Source organism: Streptomyces sp. NPDC006314, from assembly GCF_040613075.1.
Lineage (GTDB): Bacteria > Actinomycetota > Actinomycetes > Streptomycetales > Streptomycetaceae > Streptomyces.
In genome coordinates, this window is the sequence record NZ_JBEXRL010000029.1 from 48,420 (window position 1) to 69,692 (window position 21,273).

Below are 21,273 nucleotides of genomic sequence, written 5' to 3' on the forward strand. Positions count from 1 at the left end.
CCGGGCGTCATGGGTGCCGGACGATCACGAGGAGTCCTCAGTGGACGACGGACACGATCCGAGACGCGGCCGGGACAAGCCGCTGGTCACCCTGGACGCGGGTCGGGGCCGAGGCAGGGCCGATGCCCCGGCAGCCGCCTGTGTGTGTCCCGAAGGGCGCTGCCGTGGCGCGCGGGCGTGCGGCAGCACCCGGCCGAGGCGGCCGGGGTAGTCGTCGAGCACATGTGCGGCAACGTTTTGCACGGTCCAGCGGGGGTACGCCGGCAGCTCCGTCGGCGGGGCATCGGGCACGCAAGGTGTCGAGGAGCGCCTGCGGGCCCGGACCGATGAGGGTGCGGGCGTACCATGACAGACATGGCCGACCGGCCCACCTGAACTGGGCACTCATCACCATGATGACCCGGCGCATGACCCGCAGGAGTCTCGACACCAACCGCAGGACGAGAACAACTCCCGTGTGAGCGCGCGTGGTCACAGCGGTTCGGTGCAGGACGACGACTCGTCTTCGGGGCAGGGGTTCCCCGGAGTCGCGTGCGTACGGGAACATGAAGGATGCGCCCGGAGGCCTGGCACCTCACCGAAGACATCGACGACTTCCTCGCCCGCGCCGGAGACTTCCTGCGCTCGCGCCCCGCCCTGCACAACATGCAGCTGACAGTGCTCGAGAAACTGCGAACACGCGGGGCGGACGCACACGGCGGCGAACCCACCGTCGTGGGCTGGCTGGAGCGAGCGGGCGAGGTCGGCGCCACCCTCTACCGCTTACCGTCCGGCGGCCTGGGCGTCACCCCTCTGACTCCTGAGCAGGCCGACACCCTCGCCGCCTGCCTGGTCGCTCCCGGACACTCCCTTCGCTCGATCAGCGCGGACCACCGTACCGCCACTGCTTTCGCCGAGGCCTGGCAGCGGCAGACGGGCGCGACGCCGACGCTCCGCGTTCGGCTCCACCTGTACCGCCTCGGCACGCTCACCCCGCCGGAGCCGGTCCCGGCGGGTCAGGGCCGGCCCGTCGGCGAACGGGACCATGAGCACCTCATGCGCTGGTGCCGTGAGTTCGCCGCGGACGTCGGGGAAGTCGTCTCCATCGACGCCGACTCCTGGGCCGACACACGCTTCGCCGAGAAACGCTATACCTTCTGGGAGACCCCGGACGGCACGCCCGTCTCCATGGCGGGTGTGAACCCGATGGTCGGCGGCCAGGCCCGGGTGGACCCCGTCTACACCCCGGCCCACCTACGCGGTCGCGGCTACGCGGGCGCAGTGACGGTCGAGGTGAGCCGGGCCGCGCTCGCCGCAGGCGCCAAGGAGGTCGTACTGTTCACGAACGCGGCCAACCCCACCAGCAACGCCCTCTACCAGCGCATCGGATACCGCCCGATCACCGACTGGGCCGCGTACGACTTCGCGTATGCCGCGCCGGAAGCCGGCTAGGAAGGTGACGGGCCCAGCCGGCACCACGCCGTCGGAGGACTTTCACCGCCGGGACCCGGCTGTGCTTCTTCCACGCAGGGTGCAGTGAGAGAAGGACCCACTCAGTCGTCATCTCCTGCTGCGGGACAGGCCGGACCGCGCGCTCCGTCCGCCGGAGGGAACCGGCCAGGGAACGGCAGCGTCTTCCCGATCACCCGCAAGATCGTGAACACTGACGGAGGAAAGAGTCCCGCACATGGCTGGACCAGCCCCTCGCTACCTGTACCTGGCACGGCACGGAGAGGCTTCGCCGGATGAGACCGAGCTGACGGACATCGGCCGCCGTCAGGCGGAACTCCTGGGTGAACGGCTTCGCCACAGCCCTCTCTCGGCCATTTACCACGGCCCGTTGCCGCGGGCGGAGCAGACCGCGCGGCTGATCGGCGACCAGCTGGACGACGTTCCGGTGCAGTCCTCGGAGCTGGCCGGTGACTACCTTCCCCACCTGCCGGCAAGAGAAGAACTGCCTTCGGAATTCGCCGACACTCTGCTCGCCCGGCTTGACCAGTTCCCGGCCGAGGAGCGCGAGAACGGGCCGGGGCTGGCTCGAAGGGCTCTCGCCCGGTTCACCGGGCCGGTCAGTGGCGACGAACCCCGGCACGAGCTGATCGTCACCCACAACTTCCTCGTCGCCTGGCTCGTCCGGGACGCCCTGGACGCACCGGCCTGGCGCTGGATGGGACTCAACCACGGCAACGCCTCCTTGACCGTCATCCGCTACGCACCCGACCGCGCTCCCTCCGTCCTCTTCCACAACGACATGGGGCACCTTCCCCCCGAACTCCGCTGGACCGGCTTCCCGCCCGAGCTGCGCGCCTGAGGGCCCGGACACACGGGACGACCGGCCGCCGCACGCCGGAGAGCCGCTACGGCGGCCGTCAGGACGTGGATGGGTGCGGGCTGTGGGCACGGACGGCGGCGGCCAACGCGGCATCATGACTCCGCCCGCGGGCCTCGAGGCCCGTGACCACCCCCTCGATGTTCTGCCGCGGCTGGTTCTGGCTGAGCTTGAACTTCGCCTCGACACGGTGGATGACCACTTCGACGCCCACGACGCCGCGCAGCCGCTTCTCGAGGTACGGGGCGGGGGCCTGGTCGACGGACCAGGGCACGGCGTTGGCGGCTTCGTGCCGGTCGGTCAGGCGGCGCATCTGAGCTTTGATCCACGCCGGGTCATCGTGCACGACAAGCTCCCCGTAGACGTGCGCGATCACGTAGTTCCACGTCGGCACCACCTGGTGATGCTCGGCCTTCGTCGCGTACCACGACGGGGTGACGTATGCCTCGGGCCCCCGGACGATCACCAGGGCCTCGCCCTGCACCGGCTCGCGCCACTGGCTGTTGCCGCGGGCCATGTGCCCGATCAACGCGCCGTGCTCACCTGCGTCCGGGTCATACTCGAAGGGCAGCAGCGTGGCCAGCAGACCATGCGGAGTCATGGTGATCAGGTCGGAGGCGCCGTGGTGGGCCAGCAGGTCATGGACGGCGGCCTCGTCGGGCGCGAAGTGCTTGGGCACGTACATGGGCAGTCAGCCTTTCGGGCAAAAGTGACTAAGGTATGTCTGTGGGTCTCTCGGCAGGGAGATCCGGGAGTCGTCGGTCCTTGCTGTGGCCCTACAGCGGGTTCTCGCGCAGCCATGCCAGGACCTGCTGGGCGTGTTCGTTCGGCGGGAAGACCGGGTAGAAGGCGTGCTCGATCACGCTGTCGCGGATGACGAGGGTCAGCCGCTTGAACAGCCTGGCCCCGCCGGCCTGGAACGTGGGCAGGCCGAGGGTGTCGGCCAGGCCGAACGCGGGGTCGGAGAGCATGTCGAAGGGCAGCCCGAGCCGTTCCACGACCTCGTTCTGGTAGTCGGTGTCCTGGCTGGACAGTCCGTAGACGCGGCCGGCGCCGGCTTCGAGAAGGTCCTGGAAGTGGTCGCGGAAACCGCACGACTCGAGTGTGCAACCGCGGGCGCCGGGAATGGAGTTCCAGCCCTCGGGCAGGTCGGTTCCGGGGCGGCCGGTGAGGGGGTAGACGTAGATCACCGTGCGGCGGGGCCCGAGTGCGCCCAGGCTGATCGCTCTGCTCGCCGTGTCGGTCAGGATGACCGGCGGCACCCGGGTGCCCGGCAGGTGGTCCGCGGCGCCGTCGTCCTCGGGGGCGGGCAGGTCCGCGGGCAGGGTCAGGTAGTCCTCGCCCGCGGTTGCCGTCTCCTCGGGTGGCGCGACGGTGCTGCCCCGCTGGGCGGCCGCGTCGAGGTTGGCGATCAGGGTCGCACGGCGGGCGGTCAGGGCCTCGATCCGCCCGGTGAGTTCGTCGATGGCCTCGCGATAGCTCGCAAGGGCGGCGGGGCAGTCGTCGGCGTGCGGGCTTCCCGCCGCCAGGCACTCCAGGAAGGGCCGGGTGCGCTCGACGGGGATCCCCAGCCGGTACAGGGCCCTGATCTCCCGCACCAGGCGTACGTCGTCCTCGGTGTAGTTCCGGTAGCCGTTGGCGAGGCGCTCGGGTGTGATCAACCCCAGCCCCTCGTAGTACCGCACCGCCTTCGTCGTCACGCCGGCCTGACGTGCGAGCTCACTGATCCTCATGCCGTTCACCTCGCTCGTACGCTAAACCCTGCCCTCTGGGGCAAGGTCAAGCGCCGATCCGGCGGCCGCGGTGTGAGCTGCGCGTTCGCCGGGCGTGGGCTTCATGAGCCCCCTGAGGGATCCGGTCGACGGGCGTGTGCAAGACGCTGCCGCGACCGGTGGGCACGTACGTCGGCGGCGGCGCGAGCGGCGGGACCGCGTTCGTGCACGTGGAGGTGGGCCTGAACGCGGCCCGTCCCGAGGCGGAGAAGACACGCCTGCCCGAAGGGCATCCGGGCCCGCCCGCCCCGCATCTGCCGGTGAACGGCGCGGACGGGGCGGTCGTTTCGGCAGAGGTGCGGGACCTGGCCGGATCCTGCCGTCTGTCTCCCTCCCGGTCGGCACATGGCAACGGCCGTCAACGGGAACGAGCTTGATGCCTGGTCACTTCCACGTCAGGCCAAGACAACCAAGCGGCCGGTTCGTTCCGCGCGTGCCGGTCGGGGTCGCCGATGCCAGGGACCGCTCCCCGGGCTGCGGTGATCTTCCTGCCCCAGGAGGACCTTCCGCATGTTCCGACGAATAGGCAAGGCCGTCGTCCGACATCCCGTCTGGACGATCGTGGCCTGGCTGATCGCCGCGGTGGCGATCGTGGCCACCGCTCCGAGTCTGCCCTCGAACAGCGACGAGAGCAGTTTCCTCCCCAGGAGTTACGAGTCGATCAAAGCGGCGGATCTCCAGGTGAAGGCGTTCCCCAGCGCCTTCACCCCGTCCGCGATCGCGCTGTACCAGCGCACCGACGGCGGCAAACTGACCGCCGCCGACCAGCAGGACGTCGCCCGGATCACCTCCGAGCTGGGCAAGAAGCACATCGACCAGGTGCAGAAGGTCGTCCCCGGCCAGCCGTCGAAGGACGGCAGGTACGCCCTGACCCTGGTGCAGATGGACAGCAGGAACGCCGGCCAGCCCAAACAGGTCGACGCGGCCAGGGTGCTGCGCAAGGACGTCAAGGACCTGGCCAAGGGCACCCATCTCGACGTCAAGCTCGGCGGCTCCGCCGCACAGGCCCTCGACCAGGAGGATTCGTCCAAGCGGGGTCAGACGCTGATCGGCGTAGGCACCTTTGTGATCATCCTGGTAACACTGCTGATCATCTTCCGGGCGCCTATCCTGGCGGTGCTGCCCCTGGTCCTGATCGGCCTGGTGTCCGCCATCGCCAACGGGCTGATCGCGTACGCCACCAAGCTGTTCGACCTCCAGGCCAACAGCTCGATCTCGTCCATCCTGATCGTCGTGCTGTTCGGCGTGGGCACGGACTACTTCCTGTTCCTGATGTTCCGTTACCGCGAGCGGCTGCGCGCCGGTGACGAGCCGAAGCAGGCCATGGTGAACGCGGTCGACCGGGTCGGCGAGGCCATCGCCTCGGCCGCGGGCGCGGTCATCATCGCCTTCCTCGCGCTGGTGCTGTCCACGCTCGGCTTCCTCAAGCAGATGGGCCCGGCGCTCGCCATCGCCGTAGCCGCCACCCTGATCGCGGGTCTGACCCTGATCCCGGCCGTGGTCTCCCTCATCGGACCGAAGGTGTTCTGGCCCTCCAAGTCCTGGCAGAAGGAGCCGGAGAACGCCCGTTTCGCCGCTCTCGGCCGTGGTGTGCAGCGCCGCCCGGCGCTGACGGCCGCGGTGTCCGGCCTCGTCCTGATCGTGCTGTCGCTCGGCACCCTGGGTTTCAACGCCACGTTCGATCTGGCGTCGGGCTCCATGCCCAAGACCAAGGAGTCCATGGTCGTCCAGGACGAGATGCAGAAGGCGTACTCGGCCGGCGCCGCGGCACCCACCGACGTCTATCTGTCCAGCACCGGCGGCACGCAACTGGACAGGGCCGCCTTCGACGCGTACGCGAGGAAACTCGGGGCCGTGGACGGCGTCGCGAACGCCCGTCTGGCCCAGGTGAACAAGGCCGGCACCACCGCGGACTTCACCGTCACGCTCAAGTACGAGGCGTCGACGGACAAGGCGATCGACGCGGTGGAGCGGGTGCGCGACGTCGCCCACGCCGACGCCCCGGACGGCACCGAGGCCCTCGTCGGTGGCATGTCCTCGATCTACAAGGACATCGACACCGCGGTCAACCACGACTACCGCACCGTCTTCCCCGTCGCGGCCGTCCTGATCATGGTCATCCTGGGGCTGCTGCTGCGCAGCGTGGTCGCTCCGTGGTACCTGATCGCCTCGGTGGGCCTCGGCTTCGGCGCCACCCTCGGTGCCACCGTGTGGATCTTCCAGGAGGGGCAGGGGCACCCGGGCCTGATGTTCATGCTCCCGGTGATCATGTATCTCTTCGTGGTCGCCATCGGCACCGACTACAACATCCTCATGATCGCCCGGCTCCGCGAGGAGGCCCGCGAGGGCCGCGAGCCCCGCGAGGCGGCCGGCATGGCGCTGCGGCACGCCGGGCCGACCGTGGCAGCGGCCGGCTTCATCCTGGCGGCGACCTTCGCCACGATGATGCTCGCGGGCAACTCGCTGCTCACGGAGATGGGTTTCGCGGTCTCCTTCGGCATCGCGGTCGCCGCCTTCGTGATGGCGATGTTCTTCACCCCGAGCCTCACCGCGCTGATCGGCCACGCGGCGTGGTGGCCGGGGCACGGCGACCGGGCCCAGGCGACGGCAGTCGGTGCGGGCACCGCGACCGACGGTGCCGGACCGGCCGGCGGTGACGGCCGGGACACGGTCGCCCGCGATCCGGCGGGCCGCCGCAGCTAGCGGCGGCGTGCCGGGGCGGTTCCGCCGGGCCACGCGGCCCGGCGGAACGCTCCGCGGATGCCAGGATCTCACTCATGATCATGCCAGCTTCGGCGGAGCATCGCGTATCTCCGTTGCCCCGGGCACTCCGTGCCCTGAGCGTTCCGTCCGGCCGGGCAGCGGCCTAGGAGGGCAGCAGGCGCAGGGCGTACAGCGCGGCGCCGAGGTCGGCGAGGGCGATCGGGTCCGAGAGTGAACGCCCCGTCAACTCCTCCACGCGGCGCAGACGGTAACGCACGGTGTTCGGATGGACGAAGAGCCGTTCCGCGGCCTCGGCGGCCACACCGCCCGAGGCGAACCAGTGACCGAGCGTCTGCAGCAGCCGGGCGCGCTCTGCCGAGGGCAGGGCGAGGAGGGGACCCAGGGACACCTCGACCAGGCGGCTCGCCTCCGCCGGGGCCGCCGCGACCAGCATGGCCAGCGGGCTGTCGTCGAAGCGGGTGACTCCCGGCCCGCCGCCGGGCAGTCCGGTCAGGGCCAGCCGGGCGAAGCGCAGTGCCTGGGGTGTCTCCCGCAGCGTGTCGAACGTGGGGCTCACACCGACCCGCGCGCGCCGACGGCGCAGCGCCCGCAGGCACACCGACTCCGCGTCGCGGTGCGCGAGCGCGACCAGACCGATCTGCTGGTCGGGAAGCAGCCGCCAGACCGACGGCACCCCGGACCGGCGCAATGCCGCCTCGATACCGGGCAACGGCTCCTGACCGGGATCGGGCACGGACGCGGCCACGACGGCGTACGGGCCGCGCTCCGGCAGACCGAGCTGCCCGGCCGCCTCCCACGGCGTCGTACGGTCGGCGAGGGCGCCGGTGAACAGCGCCTCGGCCAGCGCCGAACGGCGTGCCTCCCGTCGCAGCGCCAGCTCCGCGCTGGCTTCCCGATAGGCGGCCGCCACGGCCTCCGCGTAGCGGCCGAACAGGGCCCAGATCTCCGACGAGCCGGCCACCAGTTCGGCGTCCGTCACGTCCGGGTGTCTGCGGGCCTCGTCGACCAGCTGGGACCAGAGGAACTCGAAACCGACCCGGTAGGCGTGCAGGGTGTCCGCCAGGGGCACACCCTGCTCGGCGCGCAGGCGCCCCGTCTGCTGCGCGGCCCCCACGTCGGGCCCGGCACCGAACGCGAAACGCGCGAGGATCAGGTCGGCGTTCCCCTCGCACGACTCCCTGAGCGAGGAGAAGGAGATGAGAGCGTCATCGGCGTACGACTCGACCTCCCCGCGGATGCGCTCCGTCATCAGCTCACCCAGCTCAGGAAGCCGCGTACGCAAAGCGGCCCCCACACTCGACAGACTCATACCCGCAGCGTAGGGCCGCTCGATTGTCTCCAGACACAACACAGGCATGCCCGAACTGTCCGCACCACCATGGACCCCCGCGAACGTGCACGTCACCATGCCGTGAGCGTTGACGACGGGACTTCGTGAACGCCGACAGCACGCATGCAAGGAGGCATGAATGGCCAACCTGGCGGAATTCCTGGTGGACACGGCGCGGCGACTGCCCGAGCGCCCGGCACTGCGGCTGGGTACGGTGACCACCACCTACGCCGAGCTGGACCGGCTCAGCGCCCAGGCCGCCGCCCTGCTGCACACCGAGGGCGTCCGCGCCGGCGACCGGGTCGCGCTGATGCTGCCGAACGTGCCCGAGTTCGTCGTCCTGTACTACGCCGTCCTGCGCGCCGGCGGGATCGTCGTACCGATGAACCCGCTGCTGAAGGGACGCGAGACGGAGTACCACCTGCGGGACTCCGGCGCCGTACTGCTCTTCGAGTGGCACCAGGCACCCGGTGAGGGCGCCGCGGGCGCCGCCGCCGCCGGAGTACGGCACCTCACGGTCGAACCCGCCGCCTTCGCCGCCGAACTCGCGCGCTTGGAGCCGAGGTACGCCATGGCCGCCACCGCCGGGGACGACATCGCCGTACTGCTCTACACCTCGGGCACCACCGGCCGCCCCAAGGGCGCCGCGCTCACGCACGCCGGGATCCGCCACAACACCGAGGTCAACGTCACCGAAGTCCAGCGGATGACATCCGAGGACGTGATCGTCGGATGCCTCCCGCTGTTCCACATCTTCGGCCAGACCTGCACGATGAACGTCGCCGTGCGCAGCGGCGCGTCGCTCACCCTCGTGCCGCGCTTCGAGCCGCAGACCGTCCTCGACGCCATCGCCCGCGACCGGGCCACCGTCTTCGAGGGCGTGCCCACGATGTACGCCGCACTGCTCCAGCACCCGGACGCCCTCGCGACCGACGTGTCTAGCCTGCGCATGTGCATCTCGGGCGGCGCCTCCCTGCCCGTGGAGGTTCTGCACGGCTTCGAACGGCGCTTCGACTGCATGGTGCTGGAAGGTTTCGGCATGTCGGAGACCAGCCCGGTCGTCTCCTTCAACCACCCCGATCGTCCCCGCAAGGCCGGGTCGATCGGCACCCCCATCCGCGACGTGGAGGTGCGGTTGCTCGACGACACAGGCGGGGACGTCGCCCCCGGTGAGGTCGGTGAACTCGCCGTACGCGGACCGAACCTGATGAAGGGCTACTGGAACCGCCCCGAGGACACCGCCGCCGCCATCCCGGACGGCTGGCTGCGCACCGGCGATCTGGCCCGCCGGGACGAGGACGGCTACCTCTACATAGTCGACCGGAAAAAGGACCTCATCATCCGCGGCGGCTACAACGTCTACCCGCGCGAGATCGAGGAGGTCCTGCACGAGCACCCCGCGGTCGCCCTCGCCGCGGTCCTCGGTGTGCCGGACGAGCGGCTCGGCGAGGAGGTGGCGGCCGCGGTCGTCCTGCGGCCGGGCGCCGACGCGGACACCGAGGAACTCCAGCGGTTCGTCCGGGACCGGGTCGCCGCCTACAAGTACCCGCGCCGGATATGGGTGACGGACACCCTGCCGATGGGCCCGAGTGGAAAGATCCTCAAGCGCGAGATCGCCGCCCCGCTGCCCTGAGGGGCGGGTGGAGGCGAGCAGATGAACAAGCCGTTCACAACGCCTCGTTGACGCCGGATGGTGATGACGGGGAACCGGAGGTGGACCGCGCCGACATCACCGCCGCGCTGAGCCTGGTGCCGCTGGTCCGCGGGGAGATGGACGAACTGGAAGCCGCGCTCCTCCGGATGGCGCGCGGCCGCGGCATGACCTGGCACGAGATCGCCTTCGGACTCGGCCTCGGCACTCCGCAGGCCGCCAGGCAGCGATACGAACGCCTGGCCAGCCGGGACGCCGGCAGGGAAGAGGAGGAGTAGCCGCTGAAAGCCGTTCCCTCGCCGTGGCCGTGACGGTGCGCGCGGTGGGCGGCGGCGCTGCTTCTCGAACAGTCCGCTGAGGGCGCCGGCACCGTTGCAGTTCGGGGATCACGAGCACCGAGCCCGACCGGGGCCGGCGACCATCTCGCCTTCGGGCTCGCGCACCGGCGGTCCGCGTTTTTGCGGTCCCCGCAAAAACGCTGGTCGGTGGTGGTCGTCCTGCCCGAGCCTGACCGGCAGGACTTCCGGACGTGAGAGGCGGACCGTGACCGCGACAACGATTGACCCAGCCCAGCCCGTTCTGGGCACCCGCAGACGCTGGACCGTGCTGGCCGTCTGCTGCCTGAGTATGTTCCTGGTGGGCCTGGACACCACCGTCGTCAACGTGGGACTGCCCGCCATCGGGCACGGTCTAGGCGTCGGAACACGCAGTCTCGAATGGACCGTGGACGCCTACACCATCGTCCTGGCCGCCCTGCTGATCTCCTCAGGTGCGCTCGCCGACCGGTTCGGGCGCCGACGGGTGTTCCAGTCCGGGCTGGCCGTGTTCGGCGCGGCCTCGCTGCTCTGCGCGTGGGCTCCGTCGGTGGGCGCGCTCGTCGCGGCCCGGGCGGTTCAGGGGATCGGCGCGTCGATGCTCAGTCCCGTGGCGCTCGCGATCGTGGTGAACGCGATGCCCGACCCGAGGGAGCGAGCGCAGGCGATCGGCATCTGGGCGTCCGTCTTCGGGCTCAGCATGGCCGTCGGCCCGGTCACGGGCGGCGCCCTGGTCGCCGGGCTCGGCTGGCGGGCGCTGTTCTGGATCAACGCTCCCGTCATCGTGGCCGCCCTCGTACTCAGCGCGTTGTTCGTGCCCGAGTCCCGGGCGCCGCGGGCGCGCCGGCTCGACATTCCGGGGCAAGCCCTGCTGACGGTGGCCATCGGGGTCCTGGTCGGCGTGCTCATCGAGGGCCCCCGCATCGGCTGGACAGCACCTGCGGCACTGGCCGCCTCCGGACTCGCCTGCGTGGCGACGGCCGGATTCGTCCGGGTGGAGTCCCGGCGACGCGAGCCACTGATGGACCTGCGCCTCTTCCGCAGCCCCGTGTTCAGCGGGGCGGTCGCGGGCGCCGTAGCGGTCTTCGTGGCGCTGAACGCGACGATGCTCCTCAGCACCCTCTATCTGCAGCACACCCGGGGTTTCACGCCCCTGGCCGCCGGGGCGGCGACCCTGCCCATGGCTGTCGGCGCGACCGTCTGCGCACCCTGGTCCGGCCGCCTGGTGGGCCGTATCGGACCACGCACACCACTGATGCTGGCGGGCTCCTTCATCACGGCCGGCGCGCTGTGCCTGACCGGACTCGACCGGCACACGAGCCTGCCCCTGCTGCTCTTCGCCTACCTGCTCATCGGTATCGGGTTCGGTTTCGCCAACGCCCCGATCACCAACACCGCGGTCAGCGGGCTGCCTCCCGCCCAGGCCGGCGTGGCCGGAGCGATCACCTCGACGGCACGCCAGTTCGGCGCCGCGCTCGGCATCGCCCTCGCCGGCGGTTTGGTGGCGGGCACGAGCCCCGCGGGGCTGGCCCGCGCCTCCCACCCGGGCTGGCTCCTCGTCGCCGCCTGCGGACTCCTGCTGGTGCCCGTCGCCTTCGCGTCGGGACCCAGGGACGGCCGACGGAACACCTGAAGGGCGACTCGATCTCTGGACAATCTCGCCCCATGAACATCAAGGATATTGATCCGCATTACCTTGGAAAGCAGCGCAAGCGTGCCTGATCTCCTTGCTTTGTTCATCAACTGTGCCTGAAATGCCCTGCCTGAATCCGCTCAGCCGTCGCCCTTAAAGTTTGCTTATTCGTATGCACGTCCGCGTCGGTTGGGGGCACACGGAGAACAGGAGCATTGCTATCGCCAGGAGGCACGTCATGATCGCCCTCGGCATCATCCTGCTCATCATCGGGTTCCTCACGGGCCTGTCGATCCTGTGGACCATCGGCATCATCCTGGTGGTGATCGGGGCCATTCTGTGGATCCTGGGTGCCATGGGGCACGCGGTCGCCGGCCGACGGCACTATTGGTGACCGGACGCCCCTCGTAGAAATCCGGCGGCGGCCTTGTTCCAGGGGCCCCGCCACGTTGTCCCCGGGTCGAGCGCGCGAGTGGTGACCTGTTCCGCAAGCCAGGTCGGGTCACGGGCGAGGCCGTGACATTCCAGCAGGTGGAAGCCGACGATCGGGCGGTCGCGGCGGACTTGGCCGCCGTAGAGGACGCCGTGCGGGAAGTGTTCCTGTCGCCCGCGTGGCCGACGGAGGCCAGGACGCCGTCACCGTCCGGTCGTTCGTATGACTCGACGGACGTGGCCCGCCGACCATGTCCAGTACCCCGTCACTCCCGCCGCGTCCCGGCCGAGGACGGCACCCGGCTCGGCCATCAGCCATCAAGGAGGCCGAACCAGACCTAGGCGTGGTTCGAGGAGGCCGCCAGGGGCCGCAGATTCCGTGGAGCCCCATGCGGCCGCACTCTCCACAACGGTGCGGGAGGCCTGCGCCGCGGTACCGGGAGCCTCACCCCGACCGCGGCAACCGGCTGAGCCGCTCGGCTGCCCGTTAGCCCACGACCTCGGCGAAGAAGGGCCAGCCATCCAGTTCGACGTTCCGGTCAGCCTGCCACAGCTCCACGGCGGGCGCCGGACTGTTCCCGGCTCGTGAAGGTTGAGATGGCTGCGGTCCGGAGTCGGCGTAGGCGGGTCTCACCCGCCGGCGGACGGGCCAGTACCGACGGCGTTCTGGACGACGAGGCGGCGGAGGCGTCCGTCGTTCTTCACCGGGTCACCGTACGACGCGGAGCCGCGTGAGCCACATGCCCTCCGGCCCCGTGGACATGTGGCCGGCCGGCAGGGAGGCGATGCGCGTCTCAGGCGCGGACCAGCGGTGTGCCGACGAGATGCTCGGCCGGGAACCACGCATGCAGCTCCCCGGTCCAGATGACCTGCTCGACCAGTAGATCGTTCGTGCCGTCGCCCGGTTTCGCGATGGTGTCGGCTGTTCCCCGGTAGAAGGTTTCGCACCGCGCCACTCCTGGATCACCTCGCCCTCTGATGCAGCCATGGCTGGCTGCTGCCCGTGGGAGTGGGGCCGCTGGTCATCATCCGCCTCCTGCGGTGCCGTGCTGTGCGTACCCGGGAGACGCTAGATGCTTCCAGGCAGACCGGCCTGTCCGCCAGCGCGCGCCCTGATGCCCGTCGACGCATTGCTCACCACAGCGGTGCCGACGGTGCGTCAACCACCGGTGAAGTCAGCGTTCTTGGGCACGTGGACAGAAGTGATCTTCGTTGCCGTCCTCCGGAAGGGAAGTCCGGCATGACCGTACCGGCACGCCGTGTTCGGCACCTGCACCGCGATCGGCGCTTCGATCTGCGCACGACCACCCTGTTCTTCGTCCTGCTGGCGATCATCCTGTGCGTCATGACGTTCCTGGCCCGTATCGCGGTGAGCATTGTGGAACGCCGCCCCGTCTGGGCCGGGTTGCTCGTCGTGATGGGCATCGCGGTGGTGCTCATGTCCCGGACCCGGTGGCGGAGGTTGTCCGCCGCGAGATGTGCGCGCCGTGCCGCCGAGGCGCTGGAGGAGGCGGCAGAGACCGCGTCCGACAGCCTGGGGAGCGCACACGCGGCCGGTACGATGCCGTCCGCCGCTGGGACCGGTGCGGGGGAGGAGAACGTCACCGCCGTCCTCGAACAGCCGGTGGACTGTGCCGAACTCGACGCGGACGGTTTCGAGCAGGCCATAGCCGACCTGTGTGTGCGCGATGGTTGCCGAGAGGTCGAAGTGGTCGGCGGGGCAGGCGACTTGGGAGCGGATGTCACGGCCTTCACTCCGGACGGACGGCGGGTGATCATCCAGTGCAAGCGCTACGGCGACGGCAACAAGGTCGGCTCACAGGACATGCAGCGATTCGGCGGCACCTGCTTCACCGTCCACGGGGCCGACGTCGCAGCGGTCGTCACGACGAGCGACTTCACCGCGCCCGCCCTGGAGTACGCGCAGCAGTGCGGGATCGTGTGTGTGAACGGCCTGGAGCTGAACGCGTGGTGCGACGGCACGGGCTCCGGGCCCTGGGACATGGCAGTCGCGGACACCTGCTGAGCAGCCATCTCGCACGCGACACCCGACGAACTCGCCGAGGCCGCCGCCTGCATCAACGACCCTCCTGTCAGAGTGCCCTGCGTCCGCGGAGCATCGAGGTCCGCCCACTGAGCGCGGCAGGCGACGTACAAGCGCGGATGAGAAGGGCGAACCGCGCGGGATGCGCGCGGTCCTCCGCCCGGACCTCGCCTGACCCGGCCGGCTCCGGGGCCCCGGGTGCCGAAACCCGGGCCCGGGAGGTCTGTGAGCCGGTCCCCCGAACCGGCCCGGCAGCGCGGACGCCGAAGCGGGCTCAGCGGTTGACGAAGGTGAGGCTGGTCGCGTCGTAGCGGCTGCCCGCGACCTGCTCGGGCGGAGCGGCGGCCTCGATGGCTGTGAGATCCTCGGCGGACAACTCGACGTCCAGAGCCTCGAGGTTCTCCTCCAGGTATCGCTGCCGCCGGGTGCCGGGGATCGGCACCACGTCGTCTCCCCGGTGCTGCACCCAGGCCAGGGCGAGCTGACCGGCGGTGACTCCCCTGGCCGCTGCCAGCTCGCCGAGCTTGGCGACGATCGCCCGGTTGCGTTCGAGGTTGTCGTCGGCGAAACGCGGCTGACTGCGCCGCACATCGGTCTCCGCGAGCCCCTCCACCGAGTTGTACCGGCCGGTCAGGAAGCCGCGCCCGAGCGGGGAGAACGGGACCAGGCCGATGTCCAACTCCCGGCAGACCGGCGCGATCTCCGCCTCCAGATCCCGGGTCCACAACGACCACTCGCTCTGCAACGCACTGATCGGGTGCACCGCGTGCGCCCGCCGGATGGTGTGCGCGCCGGCCTCCGACAACCCGAGACAGCGGACCTTCCCGGCCTGCACCAGCTCGGCCATGGCGCCGACGGTCTCCTCGATCGGCACCAGGGGATCGACCCGGTGCTGGTAGTAGAGGTCGATGTGGTCGACCCCGAGCCGCCGCAGCGACGCCTCGCACGCCTGCCGGACCCAGGCGGCGTCTCCACGGATCCGGGTGGGTTCGCCCAGGCGGTTGGCGAAGCCGAACTTCGTGGCGAGCACCACCTCGTCGCGGCGCCCGGCGACGGCTCGTCCGATCAGCTCTTCGTTGTGCCCGAAGCCGTAGAAGTCGGAGGTGTCCAGGAAGGTCACCCCGAGTTCGAGGGCGCGGTGCAGCGTCGCGATCGACTGGGCGTCGTCCGTGGCACCGTAGCCGTGGCTCATGCCCATGCACCCCAGACCCTGCGCGGAGACCGCCAGTTCGCCTAGGTGCCGGGTGGGGACGTCGGTCATGCTGGTGCCTCCTGGGCTCTTGGAACCGTTCGCCCAGGACGCTAGGCATTGGAGCGCACTCCATGTCAAACGACGGCACTCCATGTCAAACGACGGCCCGGCCTCGGGACCTTCTCGCCCGAGCACACGTTTCAGGCCCCACCCGCGACCGGCTTCTCGCGGTTCCTCAGCGCGCCCGGGTGTGTGGGGGCTGCCTTTCCGGTGAACCCCCGGAGTACCGGCGATCCGCACCCGGGCCCGCCGAGGTGCGCGGGCATCCCTAGGTGACGCGTGCCTTGTACGACTCCGGATAGCGCTGGGTGAACTTGACCACCCACACCAGCAGCACGACGGGGATGACCCAGTTGAACCAGTCGCTCTGGGACGGGTAACGGATGGCCAGCCAGGTCGAGAGCGTCATCAGGGCGAACGCCATGCCCCACAGCGCTGTGAGCACCCGGTTGATGTGCTTGAAGACGGGCGAGTCCCAGACGCTCCGAGGAGACGACTCCCGGGCGTACTGGGCGGTGAACGGGTCGAAGAGCAGCGATCCGAGGGCCACGACGGCCACCAGCCCGTTGGAGATGACCTGGGCGTACTTCTCGACCCAGTCGAGCTGCCCGCGGTCCAGGGCCAGGGCGAGGACCGAGAGCACGGCGAAGAACACGATGCCGGTCACGTCGAGGACGCGGAGCTTTTTGCGGAGCAGGTCCTGCCCCGACAACACGAGCGAGGCGATCAGCGCGGCGAGAACCGCGTACTCCCAGGTGCTGGGGCTGGCGATCACCCCGAAGATGATCCAGGGAGCGAACGAGAGGAACACGCTGCCTGTGCCGACATGCTGTTTGTCCGGGGCCTTCGTCGCCGACTGCTGCGCCATGGCAGTCTCCCATCAGATGTAGCGACTGTCCCTCCACCCCCTCCTCACCATCATGCCGTCGGCCGCCGTCGGCCGCATGCCGCACCGTGTGCGCACCGCGCAGCCGGCCCCTGCGGTGAAAGGTGGTGTACGGACGTGCGAGGGGGGCGGTGTGTCCGGGAGCAGCTGGCTCGGCGGGTCCGGGCACAGGCCGAGCGGAGCGCGGGGCCCGGGCACCCGGTGAGCGCCCGCGACGCGTGTCTGCGAGCCACCGGCTCCTACGGTACGGCCCTGGTCGCCGTCGACGCGTCCCGGATCCGAGGCACATCTGGGCGCGGTGCTCCTGGACCACCGCGACTGCGTCGACCGCTTCCTGCGGCAGCACGTCGAGCAGCCCGCCCGCCCGGCCGCACCGGCCCGTGCGCGGGCCCGTCGCCCTCGGCCACCGGAGTCTGGACCCACCCGCGGAACAGGTCTCGATCCCGTACGGGGACGGGTCCCTTCCGGGCTACCTCGTCAGCCTGGCCGGCCGTTCCGGACCACTGCCCGCACTGACCGCCGACAACGGCGGCGACGCCCCGAGCGCATCCGGGCCCGTGAGCAACGACGTCGGCCGCGGTCGGCGACCGCTCAACCGAGGATGAGCGGGAGCTTCGCCGCCAGAGCGCCCAGCGCGGTCTTCTCGGCATCGGTCGGTGGGCGACGCCCGGTGCCGATCAGGAGCGCGTCACTGTCGGAGAACGAGGCGGGGAACCGGGCCCCGGCGATCTTCTCCAGCGACGCGCGGGCCGCCGCGAGGGTCTCGGCGGGTGGCTCAGCGGCCGACGGCAGATGCGCGATCAGGTCGAGGTGATGCAAGGTCCATTCGAGCACATACGCGGAGAGGTAGTCACCGACGGTCAGCACCTCGTCGCGGGTGCTCACACAGAGGTCGGGATCGGCGAGTCCGGCGGCGCGGCCCGCGGCGGAACCGACGTCGTCCAAGTGGAACTTGAGCCACCGAGGATCGCCGTACGCGGTGGCCAGCCGGGGGATCAGCGCATCGAGCGGGTCCTCGCCGGTCGGGGGTTCGACGAGCTTCCAGTAGGTGATCGCGTCCACGGTCGGTGCGGTGTCGGCCGGTGTGACCAGCGTGATCAGGACGTCCTGGGCGTCGATGACCAGGTGGCACACCAAGTCCCGCACGAGCCAGCCGGTACAGCCGGACGGCTGCTCGAAGTCGTCGTCCGGGGTACCGGCGACCGCCTCGAGCAACGCTGTCCAGGAGTGCGAGAAGAGATCCACTCCGGCACGGTAATGCCGGACCGGAACGGCGGACAAGCGTACTCGGACGGTCGTGCCCGTACGGCAGGCACGGTGCCGCACCTCGCCAACGGCACCTTCAACGGCGTCTGCGAAGGCACGTACCAACGGCACCCTCATGCTGGGGGAAAGCGGCGAGAAATCGCTGTCCCAGGCGCCTTGCCACCGCCAAGGACGGCCGCGTGACGATCACTTCACAGGCCCGTTCGTTCGACAAGACCGCCGCCGAGTATGCCGCGAACCGCCCTTCCTGTCCGCCGGCGTCGGTCGATGCCGTCGAGGAACTCGCGGCACGTCCGCGCGGGCGTCCGTGTCGCGGACATCGGCGCCGGTACCGGACTGGCGACCGCCCTCCTCCACGCCCGAGGCGCGCACGTTCCTGGCCGAGGAACGCATCCTGCCGACCGAGGTCTTCCCGGACGGGACCGTCCAGGAGCAGTACCTGGTCAGCTTGGCCGTCGCCCTCCGTTGACTTAGTTGACTTAGGCCGGAACCGAAGCGGGCGGCGCACGAGCACCGCGGGCCCTGACCGCGTGCGCCCCGGCAGCCCGGGAAGGTGCCGGGTGCGCGGTGGTGGGGGATTCTGTAGGGGTGCGGGGTGTCCCAGCCGGCCGGATACCGGCTGCCTACGCCGCCGCGGGCCGTCGGGCGGTACCCGTGACGCTGGTCGCCGCAGCCGGGTTCTACCTCTTCCGCTACGGCCTCGACCGCCCCGTGGCCGCGACCTACGCCTTGTTCACCGTCGTAGCACTGGGCGGCCTCTCCAGGATCCCGGGTACCGCGCGTCAGCGCGCCGCGCTGGTCTCCCGTCTGCTCCCCGTGTGCTGGGCGCTGGTGGTCGTCGGCACCTATCTGTCGGTGCGGACGTGGAGCGCGGTCCTCGGCATGCTGGTGACCGGATTCGCGCTGGCCTTCGCCGCCGTGGGCGGACCCCGTGCGGCGGGGGCGGCGCCCGGCCTGCAGCTTCTCTACATCCTGCCCTCCTTCCCTCCCTACGATCCCGGCTCGCTCGGCGAGCGGCTGATCGGGACGACCACCGGGCTGGCCCTGTTCGTCGCCGCCGAGGCGCTGATCTTTCCCGAGCCACCCCCGCCGCCGTACCGGGAGCGAGCCGCCCGGGCCGCGCGGACCGCCGGCCACTGCGCGGCGCTCCTCGCCGCACCCCCGCATGCCCTCGCCGAGACCGACATCCGGGCGGCTCAGGAAGCCGGCCAGGCGCTGCGGCCCCTGACCGTGCCCGAGGCGGAGCGTCCGGCGGGTCCGGGGGCACGCGAACGCGCCCTCGCTCACACCGGTCTCGCCACCCGCACCCTGCTCAGCCGGCTGGCGCAACTGCCCACCGTGCCGGGAGAGGACCCGGGCCCCGACGTGACCGCCGTACTGCACGCGGTAGCGCGACTGGCCACGGCGACCGAAAGCTGCCTGCGCGCGGGGACATCCCCCGTGGCGGCGCACGAGGCGCTGGTCACGGCCCGCGCGCACCTCTCGGCCTCGTCCGCTGGCCCCGCCCCCTCCTGGCCGCGCGGCTCCGCCTCCTCCGACGGCACGGAACCGGGGCCCGGCTCCGTCTCCTCCGACGGCGCCGCTGCTGGGTCCGGCTTCCCGCCCGCCGTACTGCGCCGTCACGCGGCCGTGCTGGAGATCGCCGACGCCGCGCTGGCCATGAGTACGGCGGGCGATCTGGCGGTAGAGGGCCGGCACGCCTCGGTGGAGGTGCCGCCGGGCCGCTTCTGGTACGCCACGACCTGGGCCCCCATCCTGTGGTGGCACCGCGTGCGCGGTCATGCCGGGCGCCGGTCGGTGTTCTTCCAGAACGCGGTGCGCATCGCCCTGGCCCTGACGGCGGCCCGGCTCGTGGCCGGGGTGGACACGCTGCCCCACGGGTTCTGGGCCATGCTGGCGACGCTCACTCTCATCCGGACCACCATGGGCGAGACCTGGCGCACCATCCGCCTGGCGCTCGCGGGCACGCTGGCCGGGGCCCTGGTGACCGCCGGGATACTGACCCTGGTGGGATCGCACACCGCGGTGTACGCCGTCGTCCTGCCGGTATGGATGTTGTCCGCCTTCACGGTGGGGCCGGTCAGGGGTGTGGGCTGGGCCCAGGGCCTGTTCACCGTGCTCGTGGCGCTGGTCTTCGCCCAGCTGGCGCCCCCGACGTGGCGGCTGGCGGAGATCAGGATGCTGGACGTGCTGGTGGGCAGCGCGATCGGCGCCGTCTTCGGTCTGCTGGCCTGGCCCCGCGGGGCCCACGACGAGCTGCGCCACGCGGCGGCGGGACTCCTGCGCAGGGCAGCCGAGGTCGTGGTGGCGACCAGCGCCTCGGTCGCGGGGGGCGGCGCGGGGGCGGCCGCCCCGTCCGGAGTGCCCGGTCATCGGTCGCTGCAGCGCGCGGTCGTCCTCGCGGAGTCCGCTTACGCGCAGTACCAGAGTGAGCCGACGCTCTTCGGGAGCACCGGGCGCGGTGTGGCCCTGTCCGGCGTGGACTGGCAGGCGACGCTGATCGCCGGGCATCACACCCTGTGGGGGTCTCAACGGTTGCTGGAGCCGCCGCTGAGCGGGCTGGGACCGGCGGCGGCCGAGTCGGTCGGCGGGCTGGGGGAGCGGACGGCCGGGCGGATGCTGCTGGTCTCGGCGGCCCTGGATCCCGGAGACGGCACCCCGGCCGCGCCGTTGCGGCTGACCGGTGCGGCCCTCGCGGAGTTCGGCACGGAGCCGCCCGACGCACCGCGGCTGTACTACGCGACCGTGTCATGGCTGGACTCCCTGCTGACCGATCTTTCCCGGATCGTCCACGGGGGACCGCCACCCGAGGCCGAGCCGGGGCGGACCCACGGCTGACCACCGGCGCGCGGGTGACGGAAGGCCGTGCCGTGGCACCCGACCGCCCGCGCCGCCCGCGTGGTCTCGGACAGAACGCGGTGCGCTACCAGGTGACCGAGGACGGTCGGTACGCACGCAGGGCACCACCCCGGGGACACGCGCCGCCGTCGTGGCGAGGGCTCATGCCCACAGGTCCCGGCTGCTGCACACGCGCGCGCCCATGTTCCGCTCCATCATGCGCAGCGCCGCCTCGGCCAGGTCGTCGTGGATGTGTGCCACGGCGTCCTTGGGGACGACCACTTCGAGGTGCCGGATATGAGCGTCGAGGGCCGAGTAGAGCACGCACTGCTCGGTCACCTGGCCACACAGCACGAGCTGCTGGATCCCCTGCTGGTGGAGCAGGTAGGCCAGCGGAGTCTCGAAGAAGACGGAGTGACGGGCCTTGAGCACGAAGAGGGAGTCGGCGTCGGGCTTGAGGGGCTCGACGAAGCCCGCGTGGGGTCCCGCCAGAGCCCGGTCCAGCAGTTCGCCGTGGTGGGAGCGCCACTCGCCGAAGTTGTCGTTGACGTAGATCACCGGAATGTCGTGCCGCCGCGCCCGCCGCAGCAGCTCGGTCACCACCGGTACGACCGATTCCACCGAAGGGATCAGCAGTTCGGCGTCTTTGTGGTCGTACGTATTGATCATGTCGATGACGATCAGCGCGGTCTTGCTCATAGTGTCAGGGTTCCACCGATCGGCAGGCAGGCAACTCGCGTCCTTTCCCTGGGGCTGCGGGATGCCGGAAGGGGGAGGGCCCCCTTCCGGGCCGATGTCCTCCGCGGTGAAGCCGCCGCGGTAG

The 21,273-nt window shown here is 70.8% G+C and carries 16 protein-coding genes and 3 pseudogenes; 11 read left to right on the forward strand and 8 right to left on the reverse strand.

The annotated features are described in order from the left end of the window. Positions 1-552 precede the first annotated feature (552 nt). Positions 553-1,431 (forward strand): GNAT family N-acetyltransferase, encoded by an 879-nt coding sequence (locus ABZ079_RS33960; protein ID WP_356943302.1) that lies wholly within the window; start codon positions 553-555, stop codon positions 1,429-1,431. Between the two features lie 235 nt (positions 1,432-1,666). Beyond that, the gene (locus ABZ079_RS33965; protein WP_356943303.1) at positions 1,667-2,290 is read left to right on the forward strand and encodes a histidine phosphatase family protein; all 624 of its coding nucleotides are present in this window, start codon (positions 1,667-1,669) and stop codon (positions 2,288-2,290) included. Positions 2,291-2,348: 58 nt separating this feature from the next. Here ABZ079_RS33965 and ABZ079_RS33970 read toward each other — a convergent pair whose 3' ends face one another. Both ABZ079_RS33970 and ABZ079_RS33975 read right to left on the reverse strand, forming a co-directional pair. Further along, entirely contained in the window at positions 2,349-2,993 is a 645-nt protein-coding gene (locus ABZ079_RS33970; protein ID WP_356943304.1) for an FMN-binding negative transcriptional regulator, read from the reverse strand. A gap of 91 nt (positions 2,994-3,084) precedes the next feature. Next, positions 3,085-4,041 (reverse strand): MerR family transcriptional regulator, encoded by a 957-nt coding sequence (locus ABZ079_RS33975; protein ID WP_356943305.1) that lies wholly within the window; start codon positions 4,039-4,041, stop codon positions 3,085-3,087. 549 nt (positions 4,042-4,590) lie between these two features. Between ABZ079_RS33975 and ABZ079_RS33980 the strand changes: the two genes are divergently transcribed. Next, on the forward strand, positions 4,591-6,783 hold the full coding sequence (locus ABZ079_RS33980) for an MMPL family transporter (RefSeq protein WP_356943306.1): 2,193 nt from the start codon (positions 4,591-4,593) through the stop codon (positions 6,781-6,783). A gap of 163 nt (positions 6,784-6,946) precedes the next feature. On the opposite strand, the gene ABZ079_RS33985 is transcribed toward ABZ079_RS33980, so the two are convergent. Then, positions 6,947-8,113, reverse strand: a complete 1,167-nt coding sequence (locus ABZ079_RS33985; protein ID WP_356943307.1) for a helix-turn-helix domain-containing protein — start codon at positions 8,111-8,113, stop codon at positions 6,947-6,949. Between the two features lie 160 nt (positions 8,114-8,273). On the opposite strand from ABZ079_RS33985, the gene ABZ079_RS33990 reads away from it, so the two are divergent. The 4 genes and pseudogenes from ABZ079_RS33990 (at position 8,274) to ABZ079_RS34005 (ending at position 12,126) form a co-directional block, all read left to right on the forward strand. After that, a complete protein-coding gene (locus tag ABZ079_RS33990) occupies positions 8,274-9,767 on the forward strand; it encodes a long-chain fatty acid--CoA ligase (RefSeq protein ID WP_356943308.1) in 1,494 nt (497 codons plus the stop codon). A gap of 62 nt (positions 9,768-9,829) precedes the next feature. After that, a pseudogene (locus ABZ079_RS33995) lies at positions 9,830-10,063 on the forward strand (DNA-binding protein); the annotation flags it as partial. Positions 10,064-10,328: 265 nt separating this feature from the next. Next, a complete protein-coding gene (locus ABZ079_RS34000; RefSeq protein WP_356943309.1) occupies positions 10,329-11,732 on the forward strand; it encodes an MFS transporter in 1,404 nt (467 codons plus the stop codon). A 238-nt stretch (positions 11,733-11,970) separates the two neighbouring features. Beyond that, positions 11,971-12,126 carry a DUF6131 family protein gene (locus tag ABZ079_RS34005; protein ID WP_356943310.1) on the forward strand — a complete coding sequence of 52 codons (156 nt, stop codon included), beginning with the start codon at positions 11,971-11,973 and terminating at the stop codon, positions 12,124-12,126. Positions 12,127-12,958: 832 nt separating this feature from the next. Here ABZ079_RS34005 and ABZ079_RS34010 read toward each other — a convergent pair. Further along, positions 12,959-13,063: pseudogene (locus tag ABZ079_RS34010) on the reverse strand (DNA starvation/stationary phase protection protein); the annotation flags it as partial. Between the two features lie 341 nt (positions 13,064-13,404). On the opposite strand from ABZ079_RS34010, the gene ABZ079_RS34015 reads away from it, so the two are divergent. Next, entirely contained in the window at positions 13,405-14,190 is a 786-nt protein-coding gene (locus ABZ079_RS34015) for a restriction endonuclease (RefSeq protein WP_356943311.1), read from the forward strand. A 292-nt stretch (positions 14,191-14,482) separates the two neighbouring features. Here the strand turns inward: ABZ079_RS34015 and ABZ079_RS34020 are convergent, their stop codons facing one another. From ABZ079_RS34020 to ABZ079_RS34030, 3 genes are all read right to left on the reverse strand, one after another. After that, positions 14,483-15,469 carry an aldo/keto reductase gene (locus ABZ079_RS34020; RefSeq protein ID WP_356943312.1) on the reverse strand — a complete coding sequence of 329 codons (987 nt, stop codon included), beginning with the start codon at positions 15,467-15,469 and terminating at the stop codon, positions 14,483-14,485. Between the two features lie 259 nt (positions 15,470-15,728). After that, positions 15,729-16,328: a hypothetical protein gene (locus ABZ079_RS34025; RefSeq protein WP_356943313.1), complete on the reverse strand. Its 600-nt coding sequence runs from the start codon at positions 16,326-16,328 to the stop codon at positions 15,729-15,731. A 609-nt stretch (positions 16,329-16,937) separates the two neighbouring features. After that, the gene (locus ABZ079_RS34030) at positions 16,938-17,591 is read right to left on the reverse strand and encodes a maleylpyruvate isomerase N-terminal domain-containing protein (RefSeq protein WP_356943314.1); all 654 of its coding nucleotides are present in this window, start codon (positions 17,589-17,591) and stop codon (positions 16,938-16,940) included. Between the two features lie 200 nt (positions 17,592-17,791). Between ABZ079_RS34030 and ABZ079_RS34035 the strand changes: the two are divergent. From ABZ079_RS34035 to ABZ079_RS34045, 3 genes and pseudogenes are all read left to right on the forward strand, one after another. Then, a pseudogene (locus ABZ079_RS34035) lies at positions 17,792-17,987 on the forward strand (SAM-dependent methyltransferase); the annotation flags it as partial. Next, a complete protein-coding gene (locus ABZ079_RS34040) occupies positions 17,920-18,081 on the forward strand; it encodes a hypothetical protein (protein ID WP_356943321.1) in 162 nt (53 codons plus the stop codon). The pseudogene ABZ079_RS34035 and the gene ABZ079_RS34040, both read left to right, overlap by 68 nt. Before the next feature lie 185 nt (positions 18,082-18,266). Further along, positions 18,267-20,450 (forward strand): FUSC family protein, encoded by a 2,184-nt coding sequence (locus ABZ079_RS34045; protein WP_356943315.1) that lies wholly within the window; start codon positions 18,267-18,269, stop codon positions 20,448-20,450. A gap of 162 nt (positions 20,451-20,612) precedes the next feature. Here ABZ079_RS34045 and ABZ079_RS34050 read toward each other — a convergent pair whose 3' ends face one another. After that, complete coding sequence (locus tag ABZ079_RS34050) at positions 20,613-21,149, reverse strand: isochorismatase family cysteine hydrolase (protein ID WP_356943316.1); 537 nt, start codon at positions 21,147-21,149, stop codon at positions 20,613-20,615. Positions 21,150-21,273: the final 124 nt, after the last annotated feature.

What these genes read in the sequence shown, in the direction of transcription:
- ABZ079_RS33990 (WP_356943308.1), top strand. Translation starts at nt 8,274, where the DNA reads ATGGCCAACCTGGCGGAATTCCTGGTGGACACGGCGCGGCGACTGCCC.
- ABZ079_RS34050 (WP_356943316.1), bottom strand. Translation starts at nt 21,149, where the DNA reads ATGAGCAAGACCGCGCTGATCGTCATCGACATGATCAATACGTACGAC.
- ABZ079_RS34020 (WP_356943312.1), bottom strand. Translation starts at nt 15,469, where the DNA reads ATGACCGACGTCCCCACCCGGCACCTAGGCGAACTGGCGGTCTCCGCG.
- ABZ079_RS34005 (WP_356943310.1), top strand. Translation starts at nt 11,971, where the DNA reads ATGATCGCCCTCGGCATCATCCTGCTCATCATCGGGTTCCTCACGGGC.
- ABZ079_RS33970 (WP_356943304.1), bottom strand. Translation starts at nt 2,993, where the DNA reads ATGTACGTGCCCAAGCACTTCGCGCCCGACGAGGCCGCCGTCCATGAC.
- ABZ079_RS33980 (WP_356943306.1), top strand. Translation starts at nt 4,591, where the DNA reads ATGTTCCGACGAATAGGCAAGGCCGTCGTCCGACATCCCGTCTGGACG.
- ABZ079_RS33960 (WP_356943302.1), top strand. Translation starts at nt 553, where the DNA reads ATGCGCCCGGAGGCCTGGCACCTCACCGAAGACATCGACGACTTCCTC.
- ABZ079_RS33965 (WP_356943303.1), top strand. Translation starts at nt 1,667, where the DNA reads ATGGCTGGACCAGCCCCTCGCTACCTGTACCTGGCACGGCACGGAGAG.
- ABZ079_RS33975 (WP_356943305.1), bottom strand. Translation starts at nt 4,041, where the DNA reads ATGAGGATCAGTGAGCTCGCACGTCAGGCCGGCGTGACGACGAAGGCG.
- ABZ079_RS34015 (WP_356943311.1), top strand. Translation starts at nt 13,405, where the DNA reads ATGACCGTACCGGCACGCCGTGTTCGGCACCTGCACCGCGATCGGCGC.
- ABZ079_RS34025 (WP_356943313.1), bottom strand. Translation starts at nt 16,328, where the DNA reads ATGGCGCAGCAGTCGGCGACGAAGGCCCCGGACAAACAGCATGTCGGC.
- ABZ079_RS33985 (WP_356943307.1), bottom strand. Translation starts at nt 8,113, where the DNA reads ATGAGTCTGTCGAGTGTGGGGGCCGCTTTGCGTACGCGGCTTCCTGAG.